Here is a 21,152-nt window from a genome sequence, read left to right on the forward strand (position 1 = left end):
CGTGACCGGATCGCCTCCCACGGCACTCCGGCCGCAGCACCCGAGTCCCCGATCGCTCCGCGGCCTCGCGGAAGCGTTCGGATTCGAGGTGCGCGGCGGGATCGACGACCTCGACGTGACCGGCGTCGCGATCGCCTCGGGCACGGTGCACGGCGGCGACCTCTACGTGGGCGTCCCCGGTCGCCACGCGCACGGCGCCGACTACGCCGCCCAGGCGGCGGCGAACGGTGCGGTCGCCCTGCTGACGGATGCCGCGGGCGCGGAGCGCGCGGGCGACTCGGGCCTGCCCGTGCTCGTGACCCCGGACGCGCGCGCCGCGCTCGGCGATGTGGCGGCCTGGATCCACCGCACGGCCGAGAACCCCGCGACGCTGTTCGGCGTGACCGGAACCAACGGCAAGACGAGCGTCGTCTACCTGCTCTTCGCGATCCTCCGCCAGCTCGGGGTCGTCGCGGGACTCACGTCGACGGCCGAGCGACGCATCGGCGACGAGGCGGTGACGAGCTCGCTCACCACGCCCGAGGCGAGCGAGCTGCACGCTCTGCTCGCGCGCATGCGCGAGGTCGACGTCCGAGCGGTGGGGATCGAGGTCTCCGCGCAGGCGCTCAGCCGGCACCGCGTCGACGGCATCGTGTTCGACGTCGTGGGCTTCACGAACCTCTCCCACGACCACCTCGACGACTACGCGTCGATGCTCGAGTACTTCGAGGCCAAGCGCGAGCTGTTCACGCCGGAGCGCGCGCGCCGGGGCGTCGTCATCGTCGACTCCGAGTGGGGCGAGCGACTCGTCGCGGAGTCCCGCATCCCCGTCGCGACGCTCGCCACGGAACCCGGTGTCGACGCGGACTGGCGCCTTGCGGTGCTCGAGGAGACGCCGAAGCGCACGACCTTCCGGCTCGAGGGGCCCGACGGGCGCTCGTTGGAGACCGGCATCCCGCTCATCGGCCGCTACAACGCGGCGAACGCGGCGCTCGCGATCGTCATGCTCGTCGAGGCCGGCCACGACCTCGGCCTGATCGCCGCGGCCGTCGCCGACCATGGGATCGACGCGTACATCCCCGGCCGCACCGAGCGCGTCTCGGGCGAGCGCGGCCCGGTCGTCTACATCGACTACGGCCACACGCCCGACGCCTTCGCGCAGGCGCTCGAGGCGATCCGGCGCACGACGGACGGTCGCGTCGTCATGGTCTTCGGCGCCGACGGCGATCGCGACACCACGAAGCGCGCCGACATGGGCGCGATCGCCGCACGCGGCGCCGACGTGCTCGTCATCACCGACTTCCATCCCCGCTGGGAGGACCCGGCGGCCATCCGCGCCGCCCTCATCGACGGAGCCCGGGCTGCTGTCCCGGATCGCGAGATCCACGAGATCGCCGACCAGCGCGCCGCCTTCCGGCACGCGCTCTCGCTCGTCGGCGAGGGTGACGCGATCCTGTACGCCGGACCGGGACACGAGGACTACCAGGAGGTCGCGGGAGTGAAGCATCCGTACTCGGCCAGGGACGACGCCCGGCTCGCACTGCAGGAAGCGGGGTGGCTCGGATGATCGCGCTGACCATGGCCGAGATCGCCGCGGCGACCTCGGGGCGGTTCGAGGCCGGTGGCACGGAGACCGCGGCCGACACGGTCGTCGTGGGGGCGGTGACGACCGACTCGCGCGAGGTCGAGCCCGGCGGGATCTTCGTCGCCAAGCGCGGCGAGTCCGACGACGGACATCGGTTCGCACCCGCGGCGGTCGAGCAGGGGGCGGCGCTCCTCATCGTCGAGCACCCGCTCGACCTCGCCGTCCCGCAGATCGTCGTCGCCGACTCGGTCGACGCGCTCGGCGCGCTCGCCACCGAGGTCGTCGCGCGCGTGCGCGCCCTGGGCCGACTGAAGATCGTGGGCGTCACGGGTTCCAACGGCAAGACGACGACGAAGAACCTGCTGCGCACCGTGCTGGAGCAGGTCGGACCGACGGTCGCCGCGCGCAAGAGCTACAACAACGAGGTCGGCGCGCCGACGACCATGCTCGAGCTGACCGACGACACGGAGTTCCTGGTCGCCGAGATGGGCGCGTCGGGCGTCGGCGAGATCGCCCGACTGATCCGGATGGCGCGGCCCGACGTCGGCATCGTCCTGAAGGTCGGACTCGCGCACGCCGGCGAGTTCGGCGGGATCGAGCGGACCGTCGAGGCCAAGTCCGAGATGGTCACCGACCTCCTCGCGACGGATGTCGCGGTGCTGAACGCCGACGACCCGCGCGTGGTCCCCATGGCCGAGCGGACCGCCGCCCGAGTCGTGTGGTTCGGTCTCGGCGACCGTGCCGACGTCCGGGCCGCCGATATCGTCGTGCACCCGCAGGGCACCGAGTTCACCATCGCCGTGCCGGGCGGCGAGTCCGCCCGCGTGCGGTTCGCGGTGCTCGGCGAGCACCATGTCATGAACGCGCTGGCCGCGACATCCGCCGCCCTCGAACTCGGCGTGCCGCTCGCCACCATCGTCGCGGGGCTCGAGCGCGTCACGCTCGCCGAGCAGTGGCGCATGCAGGTCATGGGCGGACGCGACGACATCACGGTCATCAACGACGCGTACAACGCGAGCCCCGACTCGATGGCGGCCGCCCTGAAGACGCTCGCCCAGGTCAGGCGCCCCGACGCCCGCACGATCGCGGTGCTCGGCGAGATGAGCGAGCTCGGCGAGTTCTCCGGGGAGGAGCACGACCGCATCGGCCTGCTGGCCGTCCGGCTCGGGATCTCGCAGCTCGTCGTCGTGGGCGAGGGCGCCAGGCGCCTGCACATCACCGCCATCAACGAGGGCTCGTGGGACGGGGAGTCGGCGTACGTCGACACCGCCGACGAGGCGTTCGAGCTCGTGACCCGGACCGCCCGGCCGGGGGACACCGTGCTCGTGAAATCGTCGAACTCGGCGGGCCTCCGCCACGTCGGCGACCGACTGGGAGAATGGTTCGCGTGAGAGCACTTCTGACCGCCGGAGCCCTGTCGCTCTCGTTCACCCTCTTCCTGACGCCGCTGTTCATCCGGCTGTTCACGCGACTCGGGTGGGGCCAGTTCATCCGCGATGACGGTCCGAAGACGCACCACGTCAAGCGCGGCACGCCCACGATGGGCGGCATCATCTTCATCCTCGGCACGCTGTTCGGGTATTTCGTCGCCACGACGCTCGTGGGGGACGGACCGACGGCCTCCGGGCTGCTCGTGCTGTTCATGATGGTCGGCCTCGGCCTCGTCGGGTTCCTCGACGACTTCCTGAAGACGCGCAAGAAGCAGAGCCTGGGCCTCGGCGGCTGGGCGAAGATCGCCGGCCAGACGCTCGTCGCGGCCGTGTTCGCGCTGCTCGCCCTGCAGTTCCCGAACGAGGAGGGGGCGACGCCCGCCTCGACGAAGATCTCGTTCATCCGCGACCTGCCGCTCGACTTCATGGTGCTCGGCACCGTCGTCGGGATCATCGCCTACGTCGTCTGGATCGTGCTCATCACCGCGGCTGCGTCGAACGGCGTGAACGTCACCGACGGGCTCGACGGGCTCGCGTCGGGCGCGTCGATCCTGGCGATCGGCTCGTTCATCATCATCGGCTTCTGGCAGTTCAACCAGTCGCGGTTCAGCGAGAACCTGAACCCCAGCGACCTGTACCGAAGCTACGACGTGCGCGATCCGCTCGACCTGGCGATCGTGGCCACCGCGATCGTCGGCGCCGTCGTCGGGTTCCTGTGGTGGAACACCAATCCCGCGCACATCTACATGGGCGACACGGGCTCGCTCGCGCTCGGCGGCGCCCTCGCCGCGCTCGCGGTCACGAGCCAGACCGAGCTGCTGCTGCTCATCATCGGCGGCCTGTTCGTCATCGAGGCCGGCTCGGTGATCGTGCAGCGCGCGTACTTCAAGGTCACGGGCGGCAAGCGCATCTTCCTCATGAGCCCGATCCACCACCACTTCGAGCTCAAGGGGTGGGCCGAGGTCACGATCGTGGTGCGGTTCTGGATCATCGGCGGCCTGTTCGTCGCGGCGGGCGTCGGCGCCTTCTACTTCGAGTGGCTCCAGCGGTGACGGATGCCGCGGCCGGCGCCGCACGCGTGGACGCGCTGACCAGCTGGCACTCCGAGGGGTGGCGGGGCCTCCGCGTCGCCGTGCTCGGTCTCGGCGTGACGGGCTTCGCCGTCGCCGACACGCTCGCCGAGCTCGGCTCCCGGGTGACCGTCTACGCGGCGACGCCCGACGACGAGCGCGCACGGATCCTCGACGTGATCGGGGTCGGGTTCGTCGTGCATCCGCTCGACCGCGTGCCCGACGAGCTCGCGACATCCGCCCCCGAGCTCATCGTGGTCTCGCCGGGGTTCCGACCCGACCACCCGATGCTGCGCTGGGCCGCGGAAGCCCGGGTGCCGGTCTGGGGCGACATCGAGCTCGCGTGGCGCGTGCGCGACAAGGTCAGGGCGTCCGAGTGGATGCTCGTCACCGGGACGAACGGCAAGACCACGACCGTGCAGCTGGCCGCGACGCTCATCGCCGGCGGCGGAGCGCGTGTCGCGCCGTGCGGGAACATCGGGGTGCCGGTGCTCGACGCCGTGCGCGATCCGCTCGGCTACGACGTGCTCGTGGTCGAGCTCTCGAGCTTCCAGCTGCACCACCTGCCGACGACGGGGCCGGGCGCGATCCATCCGGTCGCGAGCGTGTGCCTGAACCTGGCCGACGACCACTACGACTGGCACGGTTCGCCCGGGGCCTACCGCGATGCGAAGGCGAAGGTCTACGCCAACACGAAGGTGGCGTGCGTCTACAACCGCGCCGACGAGGCCACCCGCTCCATGGTCGAGGATGCCGAGGTCGAGGAGGGCGCCCGCGCGATCGGATTCGGCCTCGACACGCCCGGCCTGAGCGACTTCGGCGTGGTCGACGGGATCCTCTGCGACCGCGCGTTCCTCGATGACCGACGGACCGCCGCCCTGGAGCTCACGACGCTCGAGGAGCTCGAGCCGCTGGGCCTCGCCGTGCCGCACGTGGTGGCGAACATCCTCGCGGCCGCGGCCCTCGCCCGGTCGATCGACGTGCCCGTGACCGCGATCCACGACGCGCTCGCGGGGTTCCGGCTGGACGCGCACCGCATCGAGACGGTCGCGACCGTCGGCGGCATCCGCTGGATCGACGATTCCAAGGCGACCAACCCGCACGCGGCCGAGGCGTCGCTCCGGGCCTTCAGCCCCGTCGTCTGGATCGTCGGCGGACTGCTCAAGGGCGTCGACGCCGACGAGCTCGTGCGCCGCCACGCGCCGCGACTGCGCGCGGCGGTCGTGATCGGTGCCGACCGGACGGCGCTCGTCGGGGCGTTCCGCCGACACGCGCCGGCACTGCCCCTCTTCGAAGTCGTCGCGGATGACACTGAGAGCGTGATGCCCGACGCGGTCGCCCTCGCGGCCTCGGTCGCAGAGGAGGGGGACACCGTGCTCCTCGCGCCCGCGGCGGCATCGATGGACCAGTTCGCGGACTACGCCGACCGCGGCCGGCGCTTCCACGACGCCGTCCGCGACCGGCTCGGAGGGGAGGGGCATGACCAGCCCGCCTCGGACGACCCGACCGGCCAGGGGGACTGAGCCGACCGGGCTCGCGGCCCGGATCCGGCTCGGTGCGTTCCGGCCCGAGTCGAAGGACTACTTCCTGCTGCTCGGCACGGTGCTCTTCCTGGTCGTCCTCGGACTCGTGATGGTGCTCTCGTCCTCCCAGGTCGAGTCGGCGCTCGCGAACGACGGCGACTTCACCTCCCGGGCGGCGCAGCAGGCGACCTACGCCCTGATCGGCGTGCCGGTGATGCTGCTCGCGGGCCGGATGCCCGAGGGCTTCTGGATGCGGATCGCCTGGCTCGTGCTCGGCGTGTCGTGCGTGCTCCAGCTGCTCGTCGTCGCGACGCCGCTCGGCGTCGAGGTCGGCGGCAACACCAACTGGCTGCGCTTCGGCGCGGTGCAGTTCCAGCCGTCCGAGCTCATCAAGGTCGCCCTCGTGCTGTGGCTCGGGCTCATCGTGACCAAGAAGCAGGGCCACCTCGGCGACTTCGGCAAGGGGATCATGCCCATCCTGCTGGTCGGCGGCGGGGCGATCGGGCTGGTGCTCCTCGGCGGCGACCTCGGCACGGTCATGGTCATGGCGGCGATGCTCATCGGCACGCTGTTCCTCATCGGCGTGCCGCTCCGGCTGCTCGCCGTGCCCGTCCTCTTCGGCGCCACGGCGTTCGCGCTCGTCGCGGTCTCGAGCGAGAGCCGGATGCGCCGGATCACCGCGTTCCTCGAGGAGGACTGCGCGAAGTACAACCTCGGCGACTGCTGGCAGATCCAGCACGGGACCTTCGCGATGGCGAACGGCGGCATCTTCGGCGTCGGACTCGGCAACTCCGCCGCGAAGTGGTCGTGGCTGCCCGCGGCCGACAACGACTTCATCTTCGCGATCATCGGCGAGGAGCTCGGACTGATCGGCGCGGTCGTCGTCATCGGCCTCTTCGTCGTCCTCGCGATCGCGCTCGCGCGGGTCATGCGGTCGGCGACGACGCCGTTCGGCCGAACCGTGTCGGCAGCCGTCCTCGTGTGGGTCGTCGGGCAGGCGTGTGTCAATATCGGTGTCGTGCTCGGCGTCTTCCCCGTCCTCGGTGTCCCGCTTCCGCTCGTGTCGGCCGGCGGCACCGCCCTGCTCACCACGCTCTTCGCGATCGGCGTCGTGCTCTCCGTCGCCCGCGACCCGGGCGCGCCCGCGCGCGCCACGACGAGGGCGACCGCACGACGCACGTCGAAGGCGACCCGGACGCGATGACCACCTACCTCCTCGCCGGCGGCGGCACCGCCGGCCACGTGAACCCCCTGCTCGCCGTCGCCGACCGCATCCGCGAGCGCGACCCCGGGGCCGTCGTGCTCGTGCTCGGCACGGCCGAGGGGCTCGAGTCGCGACTCGTGCCCGCTCGCGGCTACGAACTGCTCACGATCGAGAAGGTCCCCTTCCCGCGGCGGCCGAACGGGTCGGCGCTGCGCTTCCCGTCCCGGTTCCGCCGCTCGATCGCCGACGTGCGCGAGATGATCGCCGCGCGCGGGGTCGACGTGGTGGTCGGGTTCGGCGGCTACGTCGCGACGCCCGCCTACCTCGCGGCGCGGGGCGCGGGCGTCCCCGTCGCCATCCACGAGGCGAACGCTCGGCCGGGATTGGCGAACCGGCTGGGCGCGCGCTTCGCGGCCCGGGTCGGGGTCGCGTTCGAGGGCACGCCGCTCCCGCGTGCGGAGGTCGTCGGGATGCCGCTGCGCCGCGAGATCGAGACCCTCGACCGCCCGGCCCGCCGCGCCGAGGCCGCCGAGCTCTTCGGGCTCGATCCGGCCAGGCCGGTCCTGCTCGTGACCGGCGGCTCGCTCGGGGCCCGCCGCATCAACCGCACAACGGTCGACAGCGCCGACGCGCTCACGGGCACCGGATGGCAGGTGCTGCACGTCACCGGGGCGAAGTCCGAGGTCGTCGACCCCGGCATCGCCGACTTCCGCATGATCGAGTACGCCGACCGCATGGACCTCGCGCTCGCGATCGCCGACGCGGCGGTCTCCCGCGCCGGCGCCGCCACCGTGAGCGAGCTCTCGGCGCTCGGGATCCCCGCCGTCTACGTCCCCTACCCCGTGGGCAACGGCGAGCAGCGCTTCAACGCGGCGGGCGTCGTCGCGGCCGGCGGCGGCATCCTCGTCGACGACGCCGATTTCCTGCCGGAATGGGTCGCACCCGAACTCGTGCCCCTGCTCGCCGATCGGGACCGCCTCGAACGGATGGCGCGAGCCGCGGCATCCGTCGGAGCCCTCGACGGCACCGACCGCATGATCGCCCTCGTCGACGGCGCGCTGCACCCCGACGGCGGCGCCCGCGCCGCGGGCGCGTAACGTTGAATCGACCGAACCCCTCTCCAGGAAGCATCGCGACACCGTGACGATCAAGCCCGACCCCTCCATCGAGATCCCCGCCGACCTCGGCGCCGTGCACTTCGTCGGCATCGGCGGTTCGGGCATGAGCGGCATCGCGCGGCTCGCCCTCGGCGCGGGCCACCGCGTCACCGGCTCCGACGTCCGCGACTCCGACAACGTCCAGGCGCTGCGCGACCTCGGCGCGAGCATCGCGATCGGCCATGCGGCCGAGAACCTGCCCGACGACGTCGACACCGTCGTGGTGACGGGCGCGCTCTGGCAGGACAACCCGGAGTACCGGCTCGCGCTCGAGCGCGGCCTGCCGGTGCTGCACCGGTCGCAGGCGCTGGCGTCCGTCATCGCGGGGCAGCGTCTCGTCTCGGTCGCGGGTGCGCACGGTAAGACCACCTCGACCGGCATGATCATCACCGGACTCCTCGCGCTCGGCGAGGACCCGAGCTTCGTCAACGGCGGCGTCATCGAGGAGCTCGGCGTCAGCGCGGCATCCGGCTCGGGGGAGCTGTTCGTCGTCGAGGCCGACGAGTCCGACGGATCCTTCCTGCTGTACGACACGTCGGTCGCGCTCATCACGAACGTCGACCCCGACCACCTCGACCACTACGGTTCGCTCGACGCCTTCGAGCAGGCCTTCGTCGACTTCGCCGACCGCGCGGACGAGTTCGTGGTCATCTCGTCAGACGACACCGGGGCGACCCGCGTGCGCGAGCGGCTCTCGCACGATCGGGTGCTCACCTTCGGCGAGGCGGCGGATGCCACCGTGCGCGTGCACTCGATCGAGACCGACGGCCCCGTGTCGTTCGCCGTGGACCATGCGGGGGAGACGTACCGCGCGACGCTGCGGATCCCGGGCCGGCACAACGCGATCAACGCCGCGGGCGCCTTCGCCGTGCTCGTCGGCCTCGGCTTCGAGCCGGCCGCATCGCTCGAGGGCATCTCGCGGTTCGCGGGCACCGGCCGACGGTTCGAACTCCACGGCGTCGTGGACGGCGTGAGCGTCTACGACGACTACGCGCACCATCCGACCGAGGTCGCCGCGGCGCTCGCGGCGGCGCGGACGGTCGTGGGAGACGGACGCATCATCGCGGTCCACCAGCCGCACCTGTACAGCCGGACGAGGCTCTTCGCGAAGGAGTTCGCGGAGGTCCTCGAGCGCTACGCCGACGAGACCGTCGTGCTCGACGTCTACGGAGCTCGTGAGGACCCGGAGCCGGGTGTCACGGGCGCCCTCGTCAGCCAGCGCTTCGAGCAGCCGGAGAAGGTGGCGTTCATCGCCGACTGGCAGGAGGCCGCCGACCACACCGCGCGCATCGCGCGACCCGGGGACTTCGTGATCACGCTCGGCTGCGGCGACGTGTACCGGATCGTGCCCCAGCTGCTCGGATCGCTCGAGCGCGAGCGGAACGACTGATCGGGGATCGGTGAAGCGGCCGCAGGGATTCGACGGGGCCCGGCCCGCACGCGCGACGACGTCGACCGGCCGGCAGGAGACGGCCGACGGGGCCGGAGCGTCGCTGAGGTCGTCGGCCGCTTCGGCACCCGTCGCGACGACGCATGAGTCTCGATCGCGCCCGGGGGCGACGGGCGGGAGGGTCGCCGTCGAGCACGATCGGAACGTGACGGAGCCGATCCCGCTGCCGGTCGACGGCGTAGCGAGCCTCCTGGAGGCGAGGACGGTCGACCTGGAGGCGAGGACGGTCGACGAGCCGCCGTCGGATGGCGCGGCCCGGCCCGCTCGCGACGATCGCGCGGCACGGCGCGGCCTCGCCGCCGCTGAACGGGCCCGGCGCAGATACGAGCGGCAGGAGGTGCGCCGGTTCACGAAGCGGAGTCGACTGCGCCGCGCCACGTGGATCACCGTGCTGGCATCGGTGGTCGGACTCGCGGCGGCGGCCGTCGCGATCGCCTACTCGCCGCTCATGGCACTCCGCGAGGTGCGCGTCGAAGGTGCCTCGCGCATCGCCGCGGCCGAGGTCCGGGCCGCCTTCGCCGACCGGGTGGGCACGCCCCTGCCCCTCATCGCCCCCGACGAGGTGCAGCGCGCGCTCTCGCAGTTCCCGCTCATCGAGACGTACTCGACCGAGACCGTCCCGCCCGGCACGCTCGTCGTGCGGATCGTGGAGCGCACACCGGTCGGCGTCATCGACACGTCCGGCGGTCTCGTCTCGGTCGATGCCGCGGGGGTGGTCGTCGAGCGCCTGGACGCGCAGCCCGACGAGCTCCCGATGATCGAGGTCGAGGGGGGCGTCGACGATCCGGCGTTCCTCGCCGCCGGCCGCGCGCTCCGGAGCCTGCCGGCCGACCTGCGCGGCGCGATCTCGACCGCGTCGGCGGCGTCGTCGGACGACGTCAGGTTCGAGCTGGAGAGCGGTGCGACCGTGATCTGGGGGAGCCCGGACGAGGCGGCGCTGAAGACGTCCGTGCTGCAGGACCTCATGGCGGCGGTGCCGCCCGATCAGGTGGGCCGGTACGACGTCTCCGCGCCGCTCAACCCGGTCACCGGGTGATCCCGAACGCCTCGGATCGCGACACGCCGGGGCCGCCGTGCGGGCGGCGCGTCGCTGCCGCCTACGTTCGACTCAGGAATTGCATACTCGGCAAAACTTTAACCTTCGAGTAGAGGTTCAGGGTTCAGAGTTCGCAGAGAGGGCCGGACATGTCGACAAACCAGAACTACCTCGCCGTCATCAAGGTCGTCGGCATCGGCGGTGGCGGCGTCAACGCCGTCAACCGCATGATCGAACTCGGCCTTCGCGGCGTCGAGTTCATCGCGATCAACACCGACGCCCAGGCATTGCTCATGTCCGACGCCGACGTCAAGCTCGACGTCGGCCGGGACCTGACGCGCGGCCTCGGGGCGGGCGCGGATCCCGAGGTCGGCCGGCGCGCAGCGGAGGACCACGCGGAGGAGATCGAGGAGGCGCTCGCGGGTGCCGACATGGTCTTCGTGACGGCCGGCGAGGGCGGTGGCACCGGAACCGGCGGAGCCCCGGTGGTGGCGCGGATCGCGAAGTCGATCGGCGCGCTGACCATCGGCGTCGTGACCAAGCCCTTCAGCTTCGAGGGCAAGCGGCGCCAGACCCAGGCCGAGCAGGGCGTCGCCCGACTCAAGGAGGAGGTGGACACCCTCATCGTGGTGCCGAACGACCGCCTCCTCGAGATCAGCGATCGCGGCATCTCGATGCTCGAGGCGTTCGCCACGGCAGACCAGGTGCTCCTGGCCGGTGTCCAGGGCATCACCGACCTCATCACCACGCCCGGCCTGATCAACCTGGACTTCGCCGACGTGAAGTCGGTCATGCAGGGGGCGGGATCGGCGCTCATGGGCATCGGATCCTCGAGGGGAGCGGATCGGGCGATCAAGGCGGCCGAGCTCGCCGTCGCGAGTCCGCTGCTCGAGGCCTCCATCGACGGGGCGCACGGCGTGCTGCTCTCGATCCAGGGCGGCTCGAACCTCGGCATCTTCGAGATCAACGACGCGGCGAGGCTCGTGCAGGAGGCCGTCCATCCAGAGGCCAACATCATCTTCGGCGCGGTCATCGACGACACCCTCGGCGACGAGGTTCGGGTCACCGTCATCGCCGCCGGGTTCGACGGCGGCGATCCGACGCCGAGGCCCGCGGAGGTCCGGCAGCCGAGCGCGGTGCCGGCCGCCGTCGGCGCAGGGGCCGCCGGGGGTGCCGCCGGAGGCGTACTCGGCGGCGACACGGTCGAGGGCATCACCGAGATCGACATCGAGGAGCTCGTGGAGACCGCGAACTGGGGCGAGGCGAGCACGACGGCCGACCAGATCGTGTCCGACCCCGCGTTCGGCGACGACTCGGACGACCTCGACATCCCCGATTTCCTGAAGTGATCGTCCGCGCGCCGCGGCGCCGCCCGGACCCGTGGGGCGGCGTCGCGTGAGCGGGCTCGAGGGGCGCCTCGAAGCGGTCCGGGCCGGCGTCGCGGATGCGGCCCGCGCGGCCGGCCGCGACCCCGCCGAGGTCACCACGATCGTGGTGACCAAGTTCCACCCGGAGTCGCTCATCCGAGAGCTCGTGAGCCTCGGCGTGCGCGACATCGGCGAGAACCGGCACCAGGAGGCGCAGGCGAAGGCCCGAGCCCTTGCGGACCTGGACGTCCGATGGCACTTCGTCGGGCAGCTGCAGAGCAAGAAGGCGCGCCAGGTGCGGGCGTACGCGTCGGTCATCCACTCGATCGACCGCGAGTCGCTCGTGGACGCGCTGGGCTCGGAGGAGGTCGAGGTCGACGGATTCATCCAGGTCAACCTCACCGACGATCCCCATCGCGGCGGCGTCGCTCCCGACGCACTCGACCCGATGGTGGAGCGGGTGCTCGCCACGCCCGGCATCAGGCTGCTCGGCCTCATGGCCGTGGCGCCGCTCGACGAACCCGCACGTCCGGCGTTCGCACGGGTGCGGGCGCTCTCCGAGCGCATCCGCGCCGTCGCCCCCGAGGCGACGGCGCTCTCGATGGGGATGTCCCACGACTACGCCGACGCGATCCTCGAGGGCGCGACACACCTTCGCATCGGCACGGCAATCACGGGGAACCGGCCGGCCCGAGGCTAGCCTCGAAACACGGAACCACTGACGGAGGCAGCGATGTCGAACCCGCTCAAGAAGACCATGGTCTACCTGGGACTCGCCGACGAGGAGCTCGAGCCGGAGCCCACCACGGCGGCGACGGCCGCGCCCGCGCCCGTCGTGCACGCCGCGCCCGCGACGGCACCGAAGGGCGGAGCCGCCGTCACCCCCCTCCGAAAGCACCACGTGCAACCGACACCACCGCAGGCGGAGATGAACGAGATCCTCACGGTGCACCCGCGCCAGTATCGAGATGCCCAGGTGATCGCCGAGTCGTTCCGCGAGGGCGTCCCGGTCATCATCAACCTGTCCCAGATGTCCGACGCCGACGCGCGTCGCCTGATCGACTTCGCGAGCGGTCTCTCGCAGGGCCTGTACGGCAAGATCGAGCGCGTGACGAGCAAGGTGTTCCTGCTCTCGCCGGCGCACGTGGTCGTCTCCGGCGAGGCCGGCGAGGCCGACGGCGACGTGGACGCCTCCTTCTTCACGCACGCGTAGACTCCCGGACGTGAGCGCACTCGCCGTCGTCTGGAACCTCGTCTACACCCTCCTGCTCATCTACTTCTTCGTGATGTGGGCGCGGTTCGTCCTCGACCTGGTGCGGACCTTCAACCGGTCGTGGCGGCCGCGAGGCGTCGTGCTGGTGCTCGTCGAAGCCGTCTACACGGTCACGGATCCGCTCGTGCGATTCTTCCGTCGACTCATCCCGCCGATCCGGCTCGGACAGGTCGCCCTGGACCTCGGCTGGAGCGTGGCGATGCTCGTGGTGATCATCGCCATGACCGTCGTGTCGTGGCTCGCCGCCGGCTCCGCCGCCGCCGCCTGAGCACGAGCCCGGGCGGGGCGCGCCGTGGGGGCGGCGCACTGCCTCACTCAGGTTCTCTTTGCTACCGTTAGCTGAACGTGATCGACAGTTCGACAGATTCGAGGGATGGGAAGCCATGGCGCTAACTCCGGAAGATGTGGTCAACAAGCGCTTCCAGGCGACGAAGTTCCGGGAGGGCTACGACCAGGACGAGGTCGACGACTTCCTCGACGAGGTGGTGGTCGAGCTGCGCCGGCTGAACCAGGAGAACGAGGAGCTGCGTCAGCGCCTCAGTGCCGCCGAGTCGCGCGCCGCCGAGGGAACCGGAGCCCCCGCAGCGGCCGCTCCCGTGCCCACCTACGCGGAGCCCGTCACGTCCGCCCCGACGGTCGCCGTGCCGACGCAGACGGCCGTGCCGCAGTCCGAGATCGACGAGCAGACGAGCACCACCAACCTGCTCCAGCTCGCGCGTCGCCTCCACGAGGAGCATGTCCGCGAGGGCGTCGAGAAGCGCGATGCGCTCATCGCCGAGGGACACGCCACCGCCGCACGGATCGTGGCCGAGGCCGAGGCGAAGCAGCGTGCGCAGATGGGGATCCTCGACCAGGAGCGTGTCGCGCTCGAGAAGCGCGTCGACGAGCTCCGCGTGTTCGAGCGCGACTACCGCGCCAAGCTGAAGAGCTACATCGAGGGCCAGCTGCGCGACCTCGACACGGCGCAGCCGGTCCAGGTCGGCGGTGCCGGCTTCGGCGGCCAGACCGTGTCCGGCGAGCAGCCCGCACCGACCTTCCAGGGCTTTGGCGGCTGAGCGGGGGGCCAGGCTCCGCGTCACCGCACTGCTGATCCTGGTCGGCGTCGCGATCACGGTGTACGCCGTCGACCAGGTCAGCAAGCACGTCGTCGTCACGACGCTCGCCGAGGGCGAGATCGTGCAGGTCCTCGGCGACGTGCTGCACTGGCAGTTCGTCCGGAACCCCGGTGCGGCCTTCTCGTTCGCGAGCGGCATGACCTGGGTGTTCACGATCCTCGCGGCAGGCGTGATCACCTTCATCATCTGGTTCGCCGGCCGCATCCGCTCGATCGCCTGGGCGCTCGTGTTCGGCCTGCTGCTCGGCGGCGTGCTCGGCAACCTCACCGACCGCCTGTTCCGCGAGCCCGGCTTCGGCATCGGGCACGTGATCGACTTCATCTCCACGCCGTGGATGCTGCCGGCGATCTACAACGTCGCCGACATCGCGATCGTGTCGAGCATGATCCTGTTCATGATCCTCACGATCCGCGGCATCGGCCTCGACGGTTCGCGCCCGGCGCGCGACGGTGGCGCCGAAGCCGCCGAGCCGGCGGTCGATCCCGGCCGCGAGGCCCGCGGCGGCGGCGCACCCGCCGAGCTCGCCCGCGAGTCCTGACGTGGAGCATCGCGCGCTGCCCGTCCCGGACGGGCTCGAGGGCGTCCGCGTGGACGCCGGGCTCGCCAAGCTCCTGGGCTTCTCGCGCACGCAGGCGGCCGAGATCGCGGAATCCGGCGGCGTCACCCTCGACGGCCGCCCGGTCGACAAGTCCGACCGGCTTCGCGCGGGCGCCTGGCTCGAGCTGAGCTGGGCACCGCCGCGCACGCTCGAGGTCGAGCCCATCGCGGTTCCCGACCTCGGCATCGTCCACGACGACGAGCACATCGTCGTCGTCGACAAGCCGGCGGGCGTCGCGGCGCACCCGTCGCTCGGATGGGAGGGACCGACGGTGGTCGGCGCCCTCGCGGCATCCGGCTACCGGATCTCGACCTCGGGGGCACCCGAACGGCAGGGCGTCGTGCACCGACTCGACGCGGGCACGAGCGGGCTCATGGTGGTCGCGAAGTCCGAGGCGGCCTACACGGCGCTCAAGCGCGCGTTCCACGATCGCGAGGTCGAGAAGATCTACCACGCCGTCGTCCAGGGCCACCCCGACCCCCTCGCGGGCACGATCGACGCGCCCGTCGGGCGGCACCCGCGCTCGGAGTGGAAGTTCGCGGTCACGACCGACGGCAAGCACGCGATCACCCACTACGAGACGATCGAGGCGTTCCCGTACGCCTCGCTGCTCGAGATCCACCTCGAGACCGGCCGGACGCACCAGATCCGCGTGCACATGTCCGCCCAGCGGCATCCGTGCGCGGGCGACACGATGTACGGCGCCGACCCGACGCTGAGCGCACGTCTCGGGCTGACCCGGCAGTGGCTGCACGCGAGACAGCTCTCATTCGTCCATCCCGGGTCCGGGGAGTGGTCGACGTACGAGTCCCCGTACCCGGCCGACCTCCGGCACGCGCTCGACGTGCTCGGCGGCGACTGACCGAGCGGCGATTCGAAGGACGCGACGTCCGGGGCCCGGAATACACTGTGAGCACCCCCGAAGCACCACCGATGAGGAGCCCTGTGGCCGCCGATTCCTTCGTCCACCTGCATGTCCACTCCGAGTACTCGATGCTCGACGGAGCGGCCCGGGTCGGCGAGCTGATGAAGGCCGCCGCGGCCGAGGGCATGCCCGCCGTGGCCATGACCGACCACGGCAACGTCTTCGGCGCCTACGACTTCTGGAAGCAGGCGACGGATGCCGGGGTGAAGCCCATCATCGGTACCGAGGCCTATCTCACGCCCGGCACGCATCGCAGCGACAAGACGCGGGTGCGCTGGGGCAACGGGGGCGGCGACGACGTCTCGGGGGCCGGCGCGTACACGCACATGACGCTCCTCTCCGAGACCACGGAGGGCATGCACAACCTCTTCCGGCTCTCCAGTCGCGCCTCCATCGAGGGCTACTACTTCAAGCCCCGCATGGACCGCGAGCTGCTGCAGACCTACGCGAAGGGCCTCATCGCGACGACCGGCTGTCCGTCCGGCGAGGTGCAGACGCGGCTCCGGCTCGGTCAGTACGACGAAGCGGTGCAGGCGGCGGCCGAGTTCCGCGACATCTTCGGCAGGGAGAACTTCTTCGCCGAGATCATGGACCACGGGCTCGGCATCGAGAAGCGCATCATGGACGACCTGCTGCGGCTCGCGAGGGAGCTCGACCTGCCGCTCGTCGCCACGAACGACCTGCACTACACGCACGCGCACGACGCGAAGAGCCACGCGGCGCTGCTCTGCGTGCAGTCGGGGTCGACGCTCGACGACCCGAACCGGTTCAAGTTCGACGCCGACGAGTTCTACCTCAAGTCGGCCGCCGAGATGCGGCACCTCTTCCGCGACCACCCCGAGGCGTGCGACAACACGCTCCTCATCGCCGAGCGCTGCGACGTGCAGTTCAACACGAGCGCGAACTACATGCCCCGCTACCCGGTGCCCGCCGGGGAGGACGAGCAGAGCTGGTTCGTCAAGGAGGTCGAGAGGGGCCTGCACGACCGGTACCCGGGCGGGATCCCCGACGAGGTGCGCCGGCAGGCCGACTACGAGGTGGGCGTCATCTCGCAGATGGGGTTCCCGGGCTACTTCCTCGTCGTCGCCGACTTCATCAACTGGTCGAAGGACAACGGCATCAGGGTCGGCCCCGGTCGCGGTTCGGGTGCGGGATCGATGGCGGCGTACGCGATGCGCATCACCGACCTCGACCCGCTCCAGCACGGCCTCATCTTCGAGCGGTTCCTGAACCCCGACCGCGTCTCGATGCCCGACTTCGACGTCGACTTCGACGAGCGTCGGCGCGGCGAGGTCATCAAGTACGTGACCGACAAGTACGGCGACGAGCGCGTCGCGCAGATCGTCACCTACGGCACGATCAAGGCCAAGCAGGCCCTGAAGGACTCGAGCCGCGTGCTCGGATTCCCGTTCGGCATGGGGGAGAAGCTCACCAAGGCGATGCCGCCGGCGGTCATGGGCAAGGACATCCCGCTCTCGGGCATCCTCGACACGGAGCACCCGCGGTACAAGGAGGCCGGCGACATCCGCGCCCTCATCGAGACGGATGCCGAGGCCAAGACGGTCTTCGAGACGGCGCTCGGGCTCGAGAACCTCAAGCGCCAGTGGGGCGTGCACGCAGCGGGCGTCATCATGTCGAGCGAGCCGCTCATCGACATCATCCCGATCATGAAGCGGGAGCAGGACGGCCAGATCGTCACGCAGTTCGACTATCCGGCGTGCGAGTCGCTCGGCCTGATCAAGATGGACTTCCTCGGCCTGAGGAACCTCACGATCATCGATGACGCGCTCGACAACATCGAGGCGAACCGCGGCTTCCGGCCCGTGCTCGAAGACCTGGCGCTCGACGATCCCGAGGCGTACGCGCTGCTGTCGCGCGGCGACACGCTCGGCGTGTTCCAGCTCGACGGCGGGCCGATGCGCTCGCTCCTCCGCCAGATGAAGCCCGACAACTTCGAGGACATCTCGGCCGTCATCGCGCTCTACCGCCCCGGCCCCATGGGCGCGAACTCGCACATCAACTACGCGCTCCGCAAGAACGGGCTCCAGCCGATCACGCCGATCCACCCCGAACTCGAGGAGCCGCTGCGCGACATCCTCGACACCAGCTACGGCCTCATCATCTACCAGGAGCAGGTCATGGCCATCGCGCAGAAGGTCGCGGGCTTCAGCCTCGGCCAGGCCGACATCCTGCGCCGCGCGATGGGCAAGAAGAAGAAGTCGGAGCTCGACAAGCAGTACGAGGGCTTCTCGGGCGGCATGAAGGCCAACGGCTACTCGGATGCAGCGATCAAGACGCTGTGGGACATCCTGCTGCCCTTCTCCGACTACGCGTTCAACAAAGCCCACTCGGCCGCCTACGGCGTGCTCAGCTACTGGACCGCCTACCTCAAGGCGCACTACCCGGCGGAGTACATGGCCGCCCTCCTCACGAGCGTCGGCGACGCGCGCGACAAGCTCGCCCTCTACCTCAACGAGTGCCGCCGCATGGGCATCAAGGTGCTGCCGCCCGACGTGAACGAGTCGATCGGGTATTTCGCCGCCGTCGGCGACGACATCCGCTTCGGCCTCGGCGCGGTCCGCAACGTCGGCTTCAACGTGGTCGACGCGATCCGGGCCGCGCGCGATGCGAAGGGCCGCTTCGAGACCTTCCACGACTTCCTGAAGAAGGTGCCCACGCAGGTCGCGAACAAGCGCACGGTCGAATCGCTCGTGAAGGCCGGTGCGTTCGACTCGCTGGGGCACACGCGTCGCGCGCTCGTCGAGATCCACGAGGGCGCCGTCGAGGCGGCCGTGAAGGAGAAGCGGGCGGAGGAGAACGGCGACGTGGGCTTCGACTTCGACAGCCTCTTCGAGGACCACGAGAAGGAGTCGGCCCCGTCGCCCGTGCCCGACCGGCCCGAATGGGCCAAGCGCGACAAGCTCGCCTTCGAGCGCGAGATGCTCGGGCTCTACGTCTCCGACCACCCGCTCGCGGGGCTCGAGGCGACGCTCGCGAAGCATGCCTCGACGACCATCACCGACCTGATGAGCTCGGATGCCACGCAGGACGGCGACGTCGCCACGATCGCCGGTCTCGTCACCAGCGTGCAGCACCGCGTCGCACGCCAGTCGGGCAACCAGTACGGCATGATCCAGGTCGAGGACTTCTCGGGCGAGATCACCGTCATGTTCATGGGCAAGGCCTACCAGGAGTTCGCACCGGCGCTGAAGGGCGACTCGATCGTCGTCGTGCGTGGCAGGGTCAGCCTGCGCGACGACGGCATGAACCTGCATGCGTACAGCGTGTTCGAGCCCGAGGTCGGTCAGGACGACGGCACGGGGCCGGTCGTGATCTCCCTGCCCGACGTGCGCGCCACGACCGACACGATCACGGCGCTCGGCGACGTGCTCATCCGGCACCGGGGCGACACCGAGGTCCGGCTGAAGCTCACGAAGGGCCGCACCGCGCGGGTGTTCGAACTCCCGTACCCGGTCGCGGTGAGCGCCGACTTCTACGGCGAGCTGAAGAGCCTGCTCGGCCCGAACTGCCTCACGTGACCTCGCTCCCAGCGCCATCGATGCTCGGCTCGCTACGCTGAGCGCACCATGCTTCGCACGATCGACCTCCGCGGCACCCGTCCGTCTCCGTCCGAACTGCTCGCGCTCGTCCCGCGGGCGGCGACCGATGTCGCTGCTGCCCTCGAGCCCGCGCGCGCGCTCATCGACGACGTCCGGGCACGCGGCGAGGCGGCGCTGCTCGACCAGGCCGAGCGCTTCGACCGCGTGCGGCCCACGGCCGTGCGGGTGGGCGCCGACGAACTCGCGGCCGCGCGCGACGCCCTCCGCCCCGACGTGCGCCGCGCCGTCGAGTCGACGATCGAGCGGGTGCGCGCCGCGAGCGCCGCGCAGGTGCCCGCGGCCGAGCGCACGGTGCTCGCCACGGGTGCGGTCGTCGAGCAGCGGTGGCAGCCGGTGGGCCGTGTCGGACTCTACGTCCCGGGCGGCAAGGCCGTGTACCCCTCGAGCGTCGTCATGAACGTCGTCCCGGCGCAGGTGGCCGGCGTCAGGTCGATCGCCCTCGCCTCGCCGGCGCAAGCGGCCCACGGCGGCCGCGTCCACCCGACGATCGCTGGCGTCGCCGGGCTGCTCGGCATCGACGAGGTCTACGCGATGGGCGGTGCCGGCGCCATCGGCGCGTTCGCGTACGGCGTGCCCGACCTCGGGCTCGAACCCGTGCAGCGCGTCACCGGACCGGGCAACGTGTTCGTCGCCGCCGCCAAGCGCGTCGTTCAGGGCGTGACGGGCATCGACGCCGAGGCCGGGCCCACCGACATCCTCGTGATCGCCGACGATGCGGCCGACGCCGACTTCGTGGCATCCGACCTCGTCAGCCAGGCCGAGCACGACGAACTGGCCGCGGCCGTCCTCGTGACCGATTCGAGCGCGTTCGCGGAGCGGGTGCTCGAGCGCCTGGCGATCCGGGCGACCGAGACCCGGCACTCCGAGCGCATCCGGGCGGCGCTCGAGGGCACCCAGTCGGCCGTGGTGCTCGTCGACGACCTCGAGCAGGCGGCGGACTTCGCGAACGCCTTCGGCGCCGAGCACCTCGAAATCCAGGTGCGCGACGACGACGCGGTGCTCGCCCGCATCGACAACGCCGGGGCGATCTTCGTCGGGCCGTACTCGCCCGTGAGCCTCGGCGACTACGCGGCGGGCTCGAACCACGTGCTCCCGACGGGTGGTCAGGCGCGGTACGCGGCCGGACTCTCGGCCGCGACCTTCCTGCGCCCGCAGCAGGTCGTCAGGTACGACAGGCAGGCCCTGCGCGAGGTCGCGCCCGTGATCGCCACGCTCTCCGAGGAGGAGGACCTGCCGGCCCACGGCGAGGCGGTCACGGCTCGCTTCGGCGAGCGGGCCTGATCCCGCCGCTACGCTGGGAGCACCATGTACTGCCCCTTCTGCCGCCACCCCGATTCCCGCGTCATCGACTCGAGGACGAGCGACGACGGCCTCTCGATCCGGCGTCGCCGTCAGTGCCCCGAGTGCGGCCGCCGGTTCTCGACGACCGAGACGGCGAGCCTCGCGGTCATCAAGCGGTCGGGCGTCATCGAGCCGTTCAGCCGGGAGAAGGTCGTGCTCGGCGTCAAGAAGGCGTGCCAGGGTCGGCCCGTGACCGACTCCGACCTCGCGGTGCTCGCGCAGAAGGTCGAGGAGACGATCCGGTCGACGGGCGCATCCCAGATCGAGGCGAACGACATCGGCCTGGCGATCCTGCCGCCGCTCCGAGAGCTCGACGAGGTCGCGTACCTCCGCTTCGCGAGCGTGTACCAGGCGTTCGAGTCGCTCGACGACTTCGAGAGCGCGATCGAGGCGCTGCGCGAGGAGCACGGTCGGTTGCCGGCGCGTCCTGCCGAGTGACCCCGTCGGGCGGGTCGACGGTGCTCCGGTAGCCTGATCCA

The 21,152-nt window shown here is 71.1% G+C and carries 18 protein-coding genes; all 18 read left to right on the forward strand.

Going from position 1 to position 21,152, the window contains the following annotated elements; genetic code table 11:
* Position 1: 1 nt before the first annotated feature.
* The 18 genes from ACULK2_RS08340 to nrdR all read left to right on the forward strand — a co-directional run bounded on the left by ACULK2_RS08340 (position 2) and on the right by nrdR (position 21,111).
* Positions 2–1,546: a Mur ligase family protein gene (locus tag ACULK2_RS08340; RefSeq protein WP_445969609.1), complete on the forward strand. Its 1,545-nt coding sequence runs from the start codon at positions 2–4 to the stop codon at positions 1,544–1,546.
* On the forward strand, positions 1,543–2,955 hold the full coding sequence (locus tag ACULK2_RS08345; RefSeq protein WP_445969685.1) for a UDP-N-acetylmuramoyl-tripeptide--D-alanyl-D-alanine ligase: 1,413 nt from the start codon (positions 1,543–1,545) through the stop codon (positions 2,953–2,955). The genes ACULK2_RS08340 and ACULK2_RS08345 overlap by 4 nt, the downstream gene beginning before the upstream one ends.
* Positions 2,952–4,046, forward strand: a complete 1,095-nt coding sequence (gene mraY, locus ACULK2_RS08350) for a phospho-N-acetylmuramoyl-pentapeptide-transferase (RefSeq protein WP_445969608.1) — start codon at positions 2,952–2,954, stop codon at positions 4,044–4,046. The genes ACULK2_RS08345 and mraY overlap by 4 nt, the downstream gene beginning before the upstream one ends.
* Positions 4,031–5,587, forward strand: coding sequence for a UDP-N-acetylmuramoyl-L-alanine--D-glutamate ligase (gene murD, locus ACULK2_RS08355; protein ID WP_445969607.1), 1,557 nt, complete (start codon positions 4,031–4,033; stop codon positions 5,585–5,587). Before mraY ends, murD begins: the two co-directional genes overlap by 16 nt.
* Positions 5,544–6,791 (forward strand): putative lipid II flippase FtsW, encoded by a 1,248-nt coding sequence (gene ftsW, locus ACULK2_RS08360; RefSeq protein ID WP_445969606.1) that lies wholly within the window; start codon positions 5,544–5,546, stop codon positions 6,789–6,791. The genes murD and ftsW overlap by 44 nt, the downstream gene beginning before the upstream one ends.
* A complete protein-coding gene (murG, locus tag ACULK2_RS08365; RefSeq protein ID WP_445969605.1) occupies positions 6,788–7,888 on the forward strand; it encodes an undecaprenyldiphospho-muramoylpentapeptide beta-N-acetylglucosaminyltransferase in 1,101 nt (366 codons plus the stop codon). Before ftsW ends, murG begins: the two co-directional genes overlap by 4 nt.
* A gap of 43 nt (positions 7,889–7,931) precedes the next feature.
* A complete protein-coding gene (gene murC, locus ACULK2_RS08370) occupies positions 7,932–9,338 on the forward strand; it encodes a UDP-N-acetylmuramate--L-alanine ligase (RefSeq protein ID WP_445969604.1) in 1,407 nt (468 codons plus the stop codon).
* Between the two features lie 205 nt (positions 9,339–9,543).
* Positions 9,544–10,434: a cell division protein FtsQ/DivIB gene (locus ACULK2_RS08375; protein WP_445969603.1), complete on the forward strand. Its 891-nt coding sequence runs from the start codon at positions 9,544–9,546 to the stop codon at positions 10,432–10,434.
* A gap of 149 nt (positions 10,435–10,583) precedes the next feature.
* The gene (gene ftsZ / locus ACULK2_RS08380) at positions 10,584–11,783 is read left to right on the forward strand and encodes a cell division protein FtsZ (protein ID WP_445969602.1); all 1,200 of its coding nucleotides are present in this window, start codon (positions 10,584–10,586) and stop codon (positions 11,781–11,783) included.
* A gap of 46 nt (positions 11,784–11,829) precedes the next feature.
* Positions 11,830–12,501 (forward strand): YggS family pyridoxal phosphate-dependent enzyme, encoded by a 672-nt coding sequence (locus tag ACULK2_RS08385; RefSeq protein ID WP_445969601.1) that lies wholly within the window; start codon positions 11,830–11,832, stop codon positions 12,499–12,501.
* Positions 12,502–12,534: 33 nt separating this feature from the next.
* Positions 12,535–13,014 carry a cell division protein SepF gene (locus tag ACULK2_RS08390; protein WP_445969600.1) on the forward strand — a complete coding sequence of 160 codons (480 nt, stop codon included), beginning with the start codon at positions 12,535–12,537 and terminating at the stop codon, positions 13,012–13,014.
* A 10-nt stretch (positions 13,015–13,024) separates the two neighbouring features.
* Positions 13,025–13,342: a YggT family protein gene (locus ACULK2_RS08395; RefSeq protein ID WP_445969599.1), complete on the forward strand. Its 318-nt coding sequence runs from the start codon at positions 13,025–13,027 to the stop codon at positions 13,340–13,342.
* Positions 13,343–13,457: 115 nt separating this feature from the next.
* Complete coding sequence (locus tag ACULK2_RS08400; protein WP_445969598.1) at positions 13,458–14,129, forward strand: DivIVA domain-containing protein; 672 nt, start codon at positions 13,458–13,460, stop codon at positions 14,127–14,129.
* On the forward strand, positions 14,119–14,727 hold the full coding sequence (lspA, locus tag ACULK2_RS08405; RefSeq protein WP_445969597.1) for a signal peptidase II: 609 nt from the start codon (positions 14,119–14,121) through the stop codon (positions 14,725–14,727). Before ACULK2_RS08400 ends, lspA begins: the two co-directional genes overlap by 11 nt.
* Before the next feature lies 1 nt (position 14,728).
* Positions 14,729–15,649, forward strand: a complete 921-nt coding sequence (locus ACULK2_RS08410; protein ID WP_445969596.1) for an RluA family pseudouridine synthase — start codon at positions 14,729–14,731, stop codon at positions 15,647–15,649.
* Positions 15,650–15,780: 131 nt separating this feature from the next.
* Positions 15,781–19,251: a DNA polymerase III subunit alpha gene (gene dnaE, locus ACULK2_RS08415; protein ID WP_445969684.1), complete on the forward strand. Its 3,471-nt coding sequence runs from the start codon at positions 15,781–15,783 to the stop codon at positions 19,249–19,251.
* Positions 19,252–19,299: 48 nt separating this feature from the next.
* Complete coding sequence (gene hisD / locus ACULK2_RS08420) at positions 19,300–20,613, forward strand: histidinol dehydrogenase (RefSeq protein ID WP_445969595.1); 1,314 nt, start codon at positions 19,300–19,302, stop codon at positions 20,611–20,613.
* 24 nt (positions 20,614–20,637) lie between these two features.
* Positions 20,638–21,111 (forward strand): transcriptional regulator NrdR, encoded by a 474-nt coding sequence (gene nrdR, locus ACULK2_RS08425; protein ID WP_129233566.1) that lies wholly within the window; start codon positions 20,638–20,640, stop codon positions 21,109–21,111.
* Positions 21,112–21,152: the final 41 nt, after the last annotated feature.

The sequence above is a fragment of the Agromyces molybdatiresistens genome (assembly GCF_052748445.2).